Annotated in this window: 11 protein-coding genes; 3 read left to right on the top strand and 8 right to left on the bottom strand. The window is 63.2% G+C overall.

Going from position 1 to position 14,073, the window contains the following annotated elements; genetic code table 11:
* Positions 1-2: 2 nt before the first annotated feature.
* Positions 3-1,637 (bottom strand): transcriptional regulator, encoded by a 1,635-nt coding sequence (locus tag E1202_RS17340; protein ID WP_132684202.1) that lies wholly within the window; start codon positions 1,635-1,637, stop codon positions 3-5.
* A 236-nt stretch (positions 1,638-1,873) separates the two neighbouring features.
* Here E1202_RS17340 and E1202_RS17335 point away from each other — a divergent pair, with 236 nt between their 5' ends.
* A complete protein-coding gene (locus E1202_RS17335; RefSeq protein ID WP_132684201.1) occupies positions 1,874-2,353 on the top strand; it encodes a hypothetical protein in 480 nt (159 codons plus the stop codon).
* Between the two features lie 394 nt (positions 2,354-2,747).
* Complete coding sequence (locus E1202_RS31475; RefSeq protein ID WP_165943892.1) at positions 2,748-2,903, top strand: hypothetical protein; 156 nt, start codon at positions 2,748-2,750, stop codon at positions 2,901-2,903.
* 322 nt (positions 2,904-3,225) lie between these two features.
* Here the strand turns inward: E1202_RS31475 and E1202_RS17330 are convergent, their stop codons facing one another.
* The 3 genes from E1202_RS17330 to E1202_RS17320 form a co-directional block, all read right to left on the bottom strand.
* On the bottom strand, positions 3,226-4,128 hold the full coding sequence (locus E1202_RS17330; protein ID WP_132684200.1) for a nitrilase-related carbon-nitrogen hydrolase: 903 nt from the start codon (positions 4,126-4,128) through the stop codon (positions 3,226-3,228).
* A gap of 387 nt (positions 4,129-4,515) precedes the next feature.
* Positions 4,516-5,349: a citryl-CoA lyase gene (locus E1202_RS17325; RefSeq protein ID WP_132684199.1), complete on the bottom strand. Its 834-nt coding sequence runs from the start codon at positions 5,347-5,349 to the stop codon at positions 4,516-4,518.
* Positions 5,350-5,381: 32 nt separating this feature from the next.
* The gene (locus E1202_RS17320) at positions 5,382-6,221 is read right to left on the bottom strand and encodes a polysaccharide deacetylase family protein (RefSeq protein ID WP_132684198.1); all 840 of its coding nucleotides are present in this window, start codon (positions 6,219-6,221) and stop codon (positions 5,382-5,384) included.
* 698 nt (positions 6,222-6,919) lie between these two features.
* Between E1202_RS17320 and E1202_RS17315 the strand changes: the two genes are divergently transcribed.
* A complete protein-coding gene (locus tag E1202_RS17315; protein WP_132684197.1) occupies positions 6,920-7,765 on the top strand; it encodes an LLM class F420-dependent oxidoreductase in 846 nt (281 codons plus the stop codon).
* Positions 7,766-7,978: 213 nt separating this feature from the next.
* Here E1202_RS17315 and E1202_RS17310 read toward each other — a convergent pair whose 3' ends face one another.
* The 4 genes from E1202_RS17310 to E1202_RS17295 form a co-directional block, all read right to left on the bottom strand.
* Positions 7,979-9,343, bottom strand: coding sequence for an MFS transporter (locus tag E1202_RS17310; RefSeq protein ID WP_132684196.1), 1,365 nt, complete (start codon positions 9,341-9,343; stop codon positions 7,979-7,981).
* Positions 9,344-9,671: 328 nt separating this feature from the next.
* On the bottom strand, positions 9,672-10,697 hold the full coding sequence (locus E1202_RS17305; protein WP_132684195.1) for an alcohol dehydrogenase catalytic domain-containing protein: 1,026 nt from the start codon (positions 10,695-10,697) through the stop codon (positions 9,672-9,674).
* The gene (locus E1202_RS17300; RefSeq protein WP_132684194.1) at positions 10,694-12,004 is read right to left on the bottom strand and encodes an MFS transporter; all 1,311 of its coding nucleotides are present in this window, start codon (positions 12,002-12,004) and stop codon (positions 10,694-10,696) included. Before E1202_RS17300 ends, E1202_RS17305 begins: the two co-directional genes overlap by 4 nt.
* Positions 12,005-12,244: 240 nt before the next feature.
* A complete protein-coding gene (locus tag E1202_RS17295; protein ID WP_165943891.1) occupies positions 12,245-13,471 on the bottom strand; it encodes an NAD(P)/FAD-dependent oxidoreductase in 1,227 nt (408 codons plus the stop codon).
* Positions 13,472-14,073: the final 602 nt, after the last annotated feature.

Genomic DNA, 14,073 nt, shown 5'->3' with positions numbered 1-14,073 from the left:
CCTCAGTCGCCTGGGTCGATCTGAATAGTGGGCAGTTTCGCTCGTTCGTCCCTGCTTTCACGTAGACGGCGGATCCCCTGCAAGAACGCGAAGATACCTTCATTGCTCCAGGACTCGTCTGTGACCAGTTCGTCGACGAGTTGAGGGTCCAGGCTGGAGTACAAGCGGAGTCCCGACGCTTCCCAGTTCGCCTCGATTTCTCCGCCGTAGCGGGTCCAGAAGTCGTCGTCCTCAATGACCAGGAGGCACGCGAACTCGTAGTTACCGCTTATGAGGTTCAGGCCGAAGCCGGTGCACTCCATGCGTACCCGGGACGGGTCCGCCATGAGCCAGCGCATCGGCTCAGACATGCGTCCTGGATGCAGTGGGGCCGCCGCGCGAGTGCCCTCCATGGTGTTATCGACGTCGGTCCGGCCGAAGAGCTCCTCTTCCATCTCCCGCAGGAGCGTCGCGGTCAAATGGGCATCCGCGTGCAGGTCCGTCATTGGCTGATGGAATCCCTTCGGGATCACCGAGAGCCTCTGCGCAGCGTTAAGTACGTAGCTTGACCGTTGTTGAACCACAATCGCGAAGTCACGCTCGCGGCGATACGGGTCTGGCGGCCGTGCGATAGCGCAGAGCGCTAGCACTCCCCCTGCGCACAGTCGCCCGGAGGGGTTGAGGACGGAGTCGAGGTTCGGCAGGTAGTAGTCCCGCAGCGGGAGTTGGTCTGGCGCGCCGGTGGCAAGAGCATCGATCAGCTCGTTCTCGAGAAGATCCATTGAGACCGCGTACTCGATGAACGGCACCGTCCCGACCTCGGCTGAGATTGCTCCTGGCCGAGCCTCCAGGTTAAGCAGCCGGTAGAGGGGCATGTTCGCCATCCGTATCCCCTGCACCGCAGCTTCGGCGAGCCGGTCAATCGCTCGGTCTGACGTGACAACATGTTGAGCGACCGATGTGTCGGTGCGGAGTGCGACGTTGTCATTCCCTCTGCTGAGCTGACATCCGAGGTCGAGCCAGGGGTCACAGGTCAGAACACTCGTGCGGATCTTCGAGTCGCCGCAGGTGGCACTGTAGAAGTGGTGCCCGGTCTCCGCTGTCCCGTAATAGTCAACTACTGCTGTGGCGATCTCGCTTCGGCTGACCTTGCGGCGCCGCGCGGGTCTCTCGAGCACTTCGTCGGCGGTCAAAGAGGCCAGGCGGGACGTCACCTTCCGGCGCGTCGTTTCAGGGCTCCACCCGCTTCGGGCGTCAAGCCACGCGAAGGACTGCGCCATGTCCACCCGCGCATCAGGGGTTTGAACTGCCGGTGTCGTTTCCCGCCGAGCACACGCCGGTGCTGCTCCGATGTTGAGGGAGGGCTGCCACGACGTGTAAGCGTCCTCCTGCTCGGTAGCAGATTCTGGCGGAGCAAACAGAACATCGACGCCCACGCCGAAGATGGCTTCGAGCAACCTCATCGTCGCCGGTCGAGGCCGTCCGACTGGCCTTCCGCTCGGCATCTGGCCAGCGACGAGGCGCTGAAGGTGACGGGCGCTCAACGTGCCTGGCTCGTCGTGTTCGCGCGCGAACGCCTCAGCCCACTCCGTGAACTCCTGCAGCGTCTGCCGCCGCTCCCAGATTTTCTGCTCAAGAACCGTGCGCGCCGTCTGCAATGCAACCCCTTTCCCACAGCCGCTCCCGCTATGTCACGGGTACGTCGCCTTCGCGTCGTTCCGCTGACCGAGAGCTGATGTCAGCATGATTTCAGTCTGACATGGGCCGCTCACAAACGGTCACGAAATCCCTCCGGCGGCGTTGCGCAACCGCTCCCCGACCGCCGCCGGATGCCGGCCGCGGCCAGACACACCTCCATGCCTGGCCGCGGCCACCCCTCGAACGGAGATCACGAGTGAACGCATCAGCAGAACAGGCCGTGTGGTTCCAGTACCGCCCCGGCGTAGTGGTCGAGTCCCTTCGCGTTGCGCACTGCGCCGCGCCGACCAGCACCAACACAGTGGTTGAGTCCTGGTGCCGGCTGAAGTTCGATCCTGCAAACCTCGAGCTCGCCGCAGGACCCGGAGAGCCCGTGACCTCCGAGAAGGCGCCCGCTTGCGCACCGTGCGCCGCGTGCCTTCTGCGGCTCACCGCGGCGATGGATACCGGCACCATCCCTACAGCGCACGACGCAGAAGCATCCGACGACAGCAAGCTCGCGGTCGTACTCCGGAAAGCCCAGTGGTTGCTCGACGACGCCGCGCGCTACCTCCCACAGGGAACCTATGACCAGCGGGAACGTGATGCCCTCGCCGCCACGCTCGACCAACTCGCCGGGTTGATCCGCGAGCAAGCTCCGGCACACACAGATGCCGCCGAGCAGCCACGAACCTGATCTCAACTGTGATCACCAAGACGAGCCGCGGCCAGTGCGGATACAAAACCGCATGGACAGGCGATCTCGCCCCGGACTTGCCAACACAACGCCTACCCCGCATAGACGCCCCAGACCACAGTGAAAACTGGGCATCAACCCAGCCTCCGCTCGGCGTCCTACGCGCCGTACTGGAAGGCCTCAAGCGGCTCTAGCCACTCCAACAGCACAACCGACGGAGCTGAAGAACATGCAGGCAACAACCTGCAAAGGCTGCGGCGAGCCACTGCCGCCGCCTTCGCCACGCGGCCGCCCCGGCTGCTACCACGGACCGGCCTGTCGGCAGAAAGCACGCCGAGCCCGACTACGCGCACAGGCCATCGACCAGGACTGGGCTGCGCTCGATGAGGTGGACGTGGCAATCGCCGACGTACGCCGACTCATGGCCACCGGCCAGGATCCGCGGCCGGCTTTGGCGCGCTTGCTCACCGCTGCACTCGGAATCGCCGACATCTACAGCGTGTTCCTGTCGATCGAACGGTCCGGGTGTTCGATCACTGATCGCTTCTAGCCGCATCGCGATCCGGTCGACATCGGCAGAACGCGCCTGTTCGCAGCAAAAACGATCGCTCGCCACCAGCAAAACTCGGCCTTGACCGAGTCCAGGTCTTCGTGCACGGCGCCGAGATGCTCGAGAGCGTCGGCTTGCCTGACGTTCCGCCCAGTTCCTCGCACAGCCCAGCCAGCTCCAAGTGCTCAACAGCCCCTTGGTACTCCGCGCTGCACCTGCGGGCACAAGCCGACTCCGCGGGGACCTCGTCGGAGCACGAAACTCATCGATCCCGGGCCAGGGGCCGTCGCACGCTAATGCACGCGGTGGCCGTACACGGCGATCATCTCTCGCCGACCGCGAAGCGCAGTTTCCGGTACAACTCCGGACGCTGCAGTTTCAATCCGGGAGGTTCTGGCGTTTCACGGGACTTAAGAACCAGCTCCCGGTCCAATTCGACGACGACTACCTCCTCTTCACTCGTATCCGCTATCGCCATCACCCCGTCATTGCGGCCGACCGCTTTGTCCACCGGTCCGGTGACGAGCGCAGAACCCGTCGTGTACAGCGGAGCGTCTTCTGGAAGACCGCTTGACCCGATCAATGGTGATATCGCCACGTACAGTTGGTTCTCGATCGCCCGTGCATGGCAGCCCGTACGCACGCGGAAAGCGCCTCGACGGTTCCATGTGAGGGACGGGCAGAGAATCAGATCGACCCCCTTGGCGACCAGGTACCGCGTCAGCTCCGGAAACTGGATGTCGGCACAGATCAAAACAGCGACTGTGAACGGCCCGACCCTCGTGATCAGCAGGTCGTCTCCCCCACGAGCGCCCATGCTGTGCTCCGGCGGTGTGAGGTGGAGCTTGTCCTGAGACTCCACTCGGCCGTCGGGATGCACGACAAAGGCCGTGTTTCGCAGCGATCCATCCGTGGCGATGCGGTTGTGGCTTCCGCCAACAACGACGATGCCGTGCTCGGACGCCATCCTCTTCATGCCCTCGGTGATCTCTCCAGTCATCGCCGAAAGCACGTTCCAGTAATCCGAGATCACGGTCTCCTTCGTGACCCGATGGTCAGTGATCGCGCCAAGCAGTCCGGTGCTGGCAAACTCAGGGAACAGCACCAGCTCCGCTCCGCGCACGGCAGAGTCGGCAACGAGACTCTCCATGTGTGCGAGGAAGGCCTCGACGCTGCGTTCGGCGCGAAGTTCCAACTGCGTGACGGCGATGGTCAGCGAGGACATCGTGGTGCGTCTCCTGTTCCCGTCAAGGCGTCGGCGACCCGGCGTCGGTCACCTGTCCGGTGGTGCGGATTTGACGAATTTGAGCGACGAATGGGTACGGGGTCGGGACCTTCTGCGATGCGCGGCTTCCGGCGCCGGATGCCTTCATTCGTGCTCTTCGACCGGAAGTGCCTAGGACACTTGTTCCACGGCGCGAAGCAGGAGTCCTCAGCCGCCAACGCGACGCTATGTCCCCCGCAGCCTGGCAGCTGCCAGGCTGCGGGGATTCCTCGACCGCCGCGCCGACCGTGATTCACGGTGCGGTGACCATCCCGGATGGCCGTGCTCACCCCGCACCGTCGGTGACGACCTGCTCCAACCGTGTGGTGAAATCCTAGGAAATCGCCACTAGTCCTCCGAATCCCAACCTGCCGCAGCGAGATCCTCCTTGAGTTCCCGCTGTGGAACGTCGTAGTGGACGGTCTCTGGTGGGATCAGCCGCTGCACCTTTCGCGAGGCGAACTCCTCAGAGATGTGCGCGATCACCCCCGGCAGAGTGCCCAGGATGGCCAGCGCTGTCGATTCCTCCGGGGTGAACCCCATCGCGACCGTGATCGCTGCCAGCACTGCCACATCGTTGATCGGGAAGTGCTCGCGTTTGGGGAGCTTGACGAACGCACGATGCACAGCCTCGTACAACTGGACCGGTTCGTCCCAAAGCCCCGCTTCGACGGCGATTTGCTTGAGGATCTGAGCTCGCGGGTCGGTGTACCGGAAGACCTGGTGACCGAAACCGGGAATCCGCTGCTTCTCTGCACTGGCCTTCGCGACAACCTTTTCCGCGAACGCATCCATGTCGGTCTCGCCCGAGTCCTTGAACTCGGCGTAGGTGTCTCGGATGAACCGCGCGGTGTTCTCCGTAGCCAACCCGTAATCACCGGCACTGAGCGCGGCGGCCGCAAGGCCGGCCTGCACATGCGGATTGCAGGAAACCACGTACCGCGCGGCGGCGGTGCCGGACTTCTCGAGACCGTAGTCCAGCACCCCCGTCAAAACCGCATCGAGCACCTTCGTCTCCTGCGGCGTCGGCAATCTGCCCTTGATCATCAGAAACGTGGTTGCGGTGAACGGCAGCCCGATAAGTTCGTCGAGCTTGTAGCCGCGGATGTACACCGTCTCCGGGGTAATGGCACTGACCTGCGTGTGCCAGTAGCGGTCGGATCCCGCAGCGGCCTCTGTCATGATCGCCTCCGTCCTTCTACGTGTTCTTCCGATCAATCCGACCAACAGTCGAACAGCTGCGAAAGCGTCGGGAACCACACGTCGTCGTGCTGCAGCACGTGCTCGATGAACCTTTCGAGCATGAGGATGTGGTGCGCCCGACCGATGGTCTGGGGGTGCAACGTGAAAGTCATGACCCCACCCGGGCAGCGCTCGTGTGCGAAGTCGAAAGTGTCGGTCCAACGTTTCAGCACGACATCATGAGATTGGATCAGCGCATTGCCCTTGAACGACTCCAATTCCGGAAAATCGTCCAGGTACCAGGTGACCGGAAATTCCAGCACCCCGCACGGCGGCCCGAATGTGTTGCCTGCTTCCAGATCAATGTCAGTCACAAGACGTGGGCGGTAGGGCTCAAAGTCCCTACCCTGCAAGGATGAGTCCCAGTCGAACCCGTACTCCTCAAGCAAGCCCAAGGTGTTGTCAGTTACGTCGATGGCCGGTGAACGATATCCCCGCGGCCGCATCCCGAGCAGCTTTTCGTGCTGGGCGAGCTGTAGTTCGAGGAGTCTGCGCTCCTCGTCAAGCTCCAACTTGGGAACATACTCGTGCCAGACACCGTGCGCGGCGACTTCGTGCCCCCTGTCGACGACCTGGTCGACCTGTGCACGGAACGTTTGGACCGTATGCGTCGGGATGCACCACGTCGTGGTGATGCCGTACCGGTCGAACAGGTCGAGCAGGCGCGGCGTACCCACCACGGCCCCGAACTCCCCGCGTGACAGATCGCTCTGAGATCTCGACCGGAACGTGCCAATCCAGACACTTTGCGCATCCAGATCGGGCCCCAGTGAGATCGCGAATCGCTTGCCCTCGGGCAGGTTGAGCGGCATCGTTCGTCCTCGTCGTCGTCACGTCGTGCCGGCGTGTCAGGAGGCAAATTCCAGCTCACGTCTCGCCATCTGCGCCGATGATGTTTACGCTCCGCTGCTTTGCCTTCTCCGCCCTGACCCCTGGTTGCCTCAAACGCCACCCTAAGGACGATGTCCGTGCCTGGTCAGTGGTGAAATGGCTGCATTTCAGGCCTGCGGCTGTGAAAATTCCGAGAGGCGGGGGCCGCCGATCAGTTCCACCATTGGCCGGACTTCGCCCAACTGCGCGATCTCTTGCTTACACCCGTTTGTCAAGCGCAAGCCGCAGCCCCGCAACCACGGCCGCTCACCAGACCTACCGAGGCTGAATCCCGGGGAGCCCTCAGTGCCCCACCGAACGGCGATGGGGTCGCTTGGAATGCCCACAACCGACACTGCCCGAACTTGGCGACGAACTGATGGCCACGCATGGTCACCGGCGCAACAGTGTTCGCAGAGCGCTCGCGGATTTGACTGTTTTGGTGAGCATCATCGGCCCTCTGAGAACGTCGATGGAATCGCACGGAGACCGGGCCGGGCCCGTCGCGCGATAGCGCGTCACCGGAGTCCGATCCCGTCTGCCAAACCAGTCAGCGAGATCGACGGGCGCAGGGAACTCGATACCCACCAGGTGTGTTCAGCCGCGGACTGAACACACCACCCCACCGAGGAGGTAGCCGATGGAGTTCGGCGTGTGCTATTTCCCCACGGACTACGGCATGGGTCCGGACGACCTGGCCGCCGCCGCAGAAGACCGCGGTTTCGATGCTCTGCTCTTCAGCGAGCACACTCACATTCCCGCCGGCAGGCAGTCGGCCTACCCCCTCGGCGGTGAGCTGCCAAGGATGTACGTGCACACCTACGACCCGTTCGTGGCTTGCACCGCGGCCGCAGCCGCTACGACCAGACTGAAGATCGGAACTGGGATTTGTCTGCTCGTCCAGCGGGACCCGATCACGACCGCCAAGGAAGTGGCCAGTGTGGACAGGCTCAGCGGCGGCCGGTTCCTGTTCGGGGTGGGAGCCGGGTGGAATCGCGAGGAGATGGTCAATCACGGCACGGATCCACGAACGCGGATGGCGCTCCTGTGCGAACGCGTCGCGGCCATGCGAGAGCTCTGGACGACCGAAGACAGCGAATACCACGGCAAGTTCGTCGATTTCGACCCGGTCTGGTCTTACCCGAAACCCCTGCAGTCACCGCTTCCAGTCCTCGTGGGTGGAATGGGACCGACCGTGGAGGACCGCGTCTTGGCCGTCGGCGACGGCTGGCTGGCCGAATGCGTCACCCCAGAAGAGGTGGACTCCTTCGCCGATCGCGTAGACAAGCTCCAGCAACGCGCGGCTGACGTAGGGCGGGCCCGTATCCCGATCAGCCTCTTCGACGCATCGACCGAGGAGGGCATGCCGGACCGATATGCCGCGGCCGGGGTTGATCGGTGCCTCTTCCAGCTGCCCGACGGGCACGCCTCGGAGGTCACCCGGGAACTCGACCGGCTAGCTCATTGGATCGAATCTGCGCGGTGAGACCACGACCGCGGAAGAGGCCAGGCTCTGAATGACGCCCTCGGCACTCCTTCTCCGGGGACCGACATGAACTTCCAAACATGCGCGTGTCTGGGCGTCGTGACCCGACGCCCAGACACGTGATGGAGCAACATCAACGACATGCGAGCCACTGCTCAACGGTCCCAGAAACCACGCTTCCAGCATTCCGCACAGTTCGTCGCTCCGGGAAACCTAGCTACTCACAGCCGAGATGCGCTGTTCTGCGGAACCGGGGATCTCACGTCCCTTGATCGACACTCCCTTGGTCTCGATCACGAAGTGCAGCGCGATCATGCCGATCAGACAGGAGCCCATCACGTAGTAGGCGGGAACCAGCTGGTTGCCGCTAACCTGGATCAGCCACTCGTTGATCAGTGGCGCGGTGCCGCCGAACCCCGACGCCGCCAGGTTGTACGCCACGGCCATACCTGCATACCTCACGTGCGCCGGGAACATCGCGGGGAACGTCGCCGAGATCGTGCCCAGCTGGAGCACGTAAATCAACCCCAGCACCGAGAATCCGACGATGGCCCAGACCAAGCCCTGAGCCATCAACAGATACATGGGGATGGCCAGCACGAAGACTCCGACCAGCGAGATCCACCAACAGGGCTTGCGCCCGATCCGGTCCGACAGTGAGCCGGCGAGTGGGATGAAGACCATCGCGACGACCTGGCCGACGATGGCGAGGGTGTTGGTGCTGGCTGAGTCCATGCCGATTGTGTTCTGCAGATAGGTCGGCATGTAGGTCATCACCGTGTAGTTGGTGACGTTGATCGGGATCGCAAGACCGAATAGCGCCAAACTTTGCTTCCAGTACTGGGTGATCACCTGCTTGAGAGCCCTGGTCGCGGCAGTCTCGGATTTCCCGGTCTGCGCGAGGTCGCGAAACACCGGGGTATCCTGGAGTTTCATCCTGATGTAGAAGCCAATCAGCGCCAGTGGCAGTGCCAGCATGAACGGAACGCGCCAGCCCCAGGCTTCCATCGCGGCTTCGCCGATCAAGGCTTCGAGACCGTAAACCGTCAGCACCGCGAACGTGATACCCGCCCACGTGCCGAACTCAAGGAAACTCCCCCAGAACCCGCGTTTGCGGTCCGGGGCGTACTCGGACATGAAGATGGCGGCGCCGCCGTACTCGCCGCCGGTAGAGAAACCCTGGACCACACGCAGAGCGATCAACAGCAGCGGGGCGAAGATTCCGATGCTGCCGAAAGCCGGCAGAACCCCGATGATAAAGGTGGCCAACCCCATCAGGACGATGGTCATCGCCAAGACCTTCTGCCTGCCGATGCGGTCACCCAGCGGGCCCCACACGATCCCGCCCAGCGGGCGCAGGACGAATGAAACCGCAAGCCCCAGCATGGTCCCGAGCGTGCCGAACTCTCCTGGGAAGAAGTTCGCCGTGATCTCAGTCGCGAGGTAGGCGTAGACTCCGTAATCGAACCATTCGGTGGCATTGCCGATCGCCGAGGCCGCGACGGCCCGACGTAGAGATGACTGCGGTACTTCCTCACCGTTACCTGCTTTTACCTGACCGACTGGGAACGATGTCATCCGACACCTCCTGTTACGGAGCGGTTTAGTTGGCCGAACAGCACGTCATTCAATGAGGCGAGTTCCGTGAATCACGGACTTTTCATCACTGAATTGCAAGCACTGTAGGCTCAATCACACAGAGGCTCACATCAGGAGATGGACAAGTGGCGGTCCTCATTTTGTGACAAATTCAGCCAGTGCGCCCACTCCGGTCTTCAGTCACAAAAATGAACCGCTGTTGCAAAACATTTCCAATCTGGTTACGAGAATGGAATCCCACAACGGTGTTGCCAAAGGCAACGTACGGCAGGCAGAAGGAGGCCGCGGATTTGGCGCGGCCGCAACCTCAGGGCCGCAGGACGATGCGACCGAGAGCGGTTCTTGCGGCGAGTCTGTGGTGCGCTGCCGCCGCCTGCCCGAGCGGCATGACGTCGTTGATCACCGGTGTGACGACGCCGCGCTCAATGAAGCGCAGGCAGTCCTCCAGCTCGAGCAGGCTGCACGCTTTCGAGCCGACGAGGCGGATCTCTCGGGTGATGAACGCGCCGGGCAGGATTTCGACCATTCCGCCATCCAGATTTCCGACGATCATCACCGCGCCGCCGCGTCGGACCGCCCGGAGGCTCTCAGGAAGGGTGTGCCGAGCGGATAGGTCGAGGACCACGTCGGGCTGGATGGTCTGATCCCGCACCTGCTGTGCGAATCGACCTTCCTCCAACACCAGTACCTCGTCGGCGTAGCCCGTGAGGAGATCGGCCTTCGCGGGCGTGGACGTGACGGCGACGACCTCGGCACCCATACCTCGAGCGAGTTGCGCGGCATGGATACCGACACCTCCGCCGGCGCCCGTGATCAACACCCGCTGACCGGCCTGGGTATTCGCGAGACGAAGCGCGTGGTAACCCGTACCGATAGCGCATGCCGCGATCGCCGCCGCATCGAATGTCACCGCGTCCGGGATTCGTGCCAGGCTCAGTTCATCGATGAGGCAGTACTCGGCGTACCCGCCGTCGAGTGCCTCGCCGTATAGGACACCGGTCTCGCAGAGAACCTCCTCGCCTCGAAGACAGGCCGGGCAGCTGCGACACGCACGGCGCTGCATGCACGCCACGCGATCCCCCGCTGCGAAACGCGTCACGTCGGCACCGACACGCACCACCGTCCCAGCGATCTCGTGCCCCATAACCGCGCCGAGCAATCGATCGACCTTGCCCGCGCGTCGCATAACGTCCTGGCCACACACGCCGCAAGCTGCGACCTGGACGAGAACTTCGTGCCGGTCGGGCGCCGGCACATCAACTGCTCTCTCAGCTAGCACGTCCGGTGCGCCGAACTTTTCGAGCGGCCACGCGCGCATCTTCTTGTCGGTCACGCCTTGCTCCTCTTCGTGAACGCCATCGTGATCAGTGCGAGCACGGCTGCCACTAAGATCAACGCGGACACACCCACGGTGCTTCCGGTTCGCTCGACGAGCGACGCCGCCAGCGACGGAACGACACCCCCACCAACGATGGCCGCCACCGTGTAACCGAATGAAACGCCGGTGTAGCGGACCTTGGTGTCGAACAGCTCCGCGAGCCACACACTCAGCGGGCCGTATACCAACCCGAGGAACACGTAGCACACCGAGAACGCGGCTCCCACCGACAGCGCGGTTCCCTGGTCGACCAACGGGTAGACCGCGAAGATCCACAGTCCGAAACCGACTGTTCCGACGGACATGGGAGCCTTGCGGCCAACCCGGTCCGAGAGGTACCCACCGATCATGATCGAGGCGAAGTAGACAACGGCGGCGATCATCATGAGCACCAGCAACAACGTCTCGTCAAGCCCCGATTCCGCCTTCGCGTAGGCCAAACCGTAGACGGCCACCACGTAGTACCCGGAGTGGCTGAAGAGCGACATGCCGACCGCGGAAAGGATGGCAGAGCGTGAGCTCTTCAGGAGTTCCAGGATGGGGAGAGTCTCTGTCCGCTCCGCGCTCTTGCCCTGAGCTTCCTTAAACAGCTCCGACTCCGACAACGACGCCCGGATGTACAGGCCGATCAGCACCATGACCGCGGTCACCAGGAAGGGAATTCGCCAGCCCCACGTGTCGAACTCCGCAGGCGGCACCAGGGCCGAAACCGAGGCCATCGTGGCGGTGACGAGGATGTAGGCGAGCGGCGAGGCACTGCTGAGCCAGGCCCCGTAGAAGCCACGCCGATCGGCGACATCGCTCCGCTCCACCACGAGCAGGACGGCGCCCCCGTACTCTCCTCCGACAGCGAACCCCTGCACCAGCCGAGCCACGACCAAGAGCACCGTGGCCAGCACACCGGCCGATTGGTACGTGGGCAACAAGCCGATCGAAAAGGTCGCGACGCCCATCAGCAACAGGCTCAGCGTGAGGGCTTTCTTCCGCCCATACCGGTCCCCGATGTGCCCGAAGACGATGCTGCCCAACGGCCGTACCAGGAAGCCGCTGCCGTAGGTCGCCAGCGCGGCTAACGTCCCCGCCGCTGGATCCTGGCTCGGGAAGAACAGGCGTCCAAATACCAGCGCGGCCATCGCTCCGAACAACACGAAGTCGAACCACTCGACAACGGTCCCCACGACTGCCGCCGTCGTCACCTTGCGAAGCGAATCCGGCGTCTTGTCGACGGCCGCCGCACCCTGGTGCTCTCCACTCTGAGGCATCCGAGTCCTTCCCGTTGGCCATGCGGACACAAGCACGTCTCATCCCACCGACCAGAGCCGGGAAGGGTCATTGCGCCGCTGGGGCCGGATTTCTGGAGCAATGCAGGTCGGAATTCAACGGCGTGCCATCGTGACCCTCACAAACCGCGGAGTCTGAAAATGGAAAAGTCCTGGCCGGTCGGAGCCCCTTGTACTGCACGGGTCGAGGGGCACACTCGTGTGGGGTCGGTTGGACCGGTGTCACCAACGATTGATGCCACCGTCGTCGATCGCCAGACCCGGCCGGTCGTAGGCGAGTTCCTTGATCGACAGCGAGGTATCTTCGCCGGAAACGAGCTCGGATACGAGTTTGCCGGTGATCGGCCCCGTGACGTTGCCGTAGGAATGACCCGTCGCCAGAATCAGGCCCGGAACCTGCGGAACGCGGTCCACGATCGGGAACGAGTCAGCAGTCCCCGGCAGAACTCCGGACCACACGCCTTCCACCGGCAAGTCCCGGTACTGCGGGAAGGCCTCGAGCAAGGCGCCAATGGTGAGGTGCAGTCCCATGGTGGAGATTCTGTGCTCGACCACGTCAACACGATCCATAGGGCACCCGACGAACAGGTTTCCGTCCTCAGTTCGGCAGATCGACTCCAGGTGCTCAATGCCGCCGTCGAGGTCTTCGTAGGAGGAGGTGAAGTACTCGTCCCGGTAGCTCGGCAACTCTCGAAAGCAAGCATAGTTCTTCGCAGTCAAAGGCCCGCTCAGGATCTTGTCGAGCCTCTCTTCGATCTTTCCGAACATCACCGCGCCGAGACGCTGCATGACAATCGGAACGTCCACGCCCTCAGCAGCCAGCATGGTCGCCCAAGATCCGGTGCACCACACGACCTGGCCCGAAGAGATGTCCCCGCCTGCGGTGCGCACGCCGACCGTCCGCGAACCGTCACGCAGCAGTCCGAATGCCGCGTTGTGCTCGTAGACGCGGAGGCCGGAACGCCTGCCGGCCTGGGCGACGGCACGGACGAACTTCGGCGTTCGGATTTGGCCATCATCAGGGCAGTAGACCGCTCCGAGAATGTTCGGCCCGAGCACGGGAGCAGCCTCGCGGGCGGCCTGCGCGTCGAGAAGTTCAACCTCCACACCGATCGCCCGACGCGCCTCCACGAACTCCGAGTACACCCGTCGCTGATCGTCGGTGACGAAGTAGGTCACCGCGCCGTTGCTCTGATACTCGAACGACGGCCCCAGCTCCGCGAAGAATTCATCGTACAGTGCACGACCTGCTCGGGAGAGTTCGAGCTGGTACCCGGCGTTGCGATTGTGCGTCAAGAGAAAACCCATGTTTCGTCCCGATGCACCGTGGGCGAGTTCGTTCTGTTCGACCAGCACGACGTCGTGGCCCTTGCTAGACAGGTAGTAGGCGGTCGTCACGCCCACGATCCCCCCGCCGACCACAACGACATCAGCCTTGTCCAGGATCATTCTTTGGCCTACCTCCGCAGAAGCGCCGGACTCGTGCCGGGTGGCGGCTCGCGCCATACCGGACCTGCCAGCGGCGACGATCATGTGCTCGGGGAAGGAGATCAATTCCGCGGCTCTCGCGACCCGGATGACGTCCTCCGGGTGATCGCCGTTCCCAACTCCGACGTTAGGCTCCCGTCACAGGCCAACGTCAGTGTGAATGTCTACAGCTCCACGACATCCCGTTGGGAACCATGCCAAGAAGGGCCCGGTCAGCAGGCCTGTCCTGCGGGCGAGCTCTGCAGCGCAGGATCAGGTTGGACGAATTCCAGCGACATGCTCAATCCACTGGCTTTTCGCGGATAGCTCGTCGATCCCGAGCACGCATACGTTCACACCATGAGTGTCGGACTCGTGGTCACCGCTGTGGAATGATCGCACGAGCATCCGAGATAGGGATGTGCACGCATGGCTGAATCGACAGTCTCCACCGTTCAGGTCAAACTGCGAGCGGCAGTGAACCTTGATGCCCGCTGCGAGCCCGAGGTGTCTGGCCTAACGCTGCAGCGGCACCGCGTCTACGTCGAGGTCGTGCCCGCAGTAGGCGACCGCGACGTTCTGAG

The sequence above is a fragment of the Saccharopolyspora karakumensis genome (assembly GCF_004349225.1).
Lineage (GTDB): Bacteria > Actinomycetota > Actinomycetes > Mycobacteriales > Pseudonocardiaceae > Saccharopolyspora > Saccharopolyspora endophytica.
The sequence above is the reverse complement of the archived record's forward strand: the minus strand, read 5'-3'. Positions and strand labels throughout refer to the sequence as shown.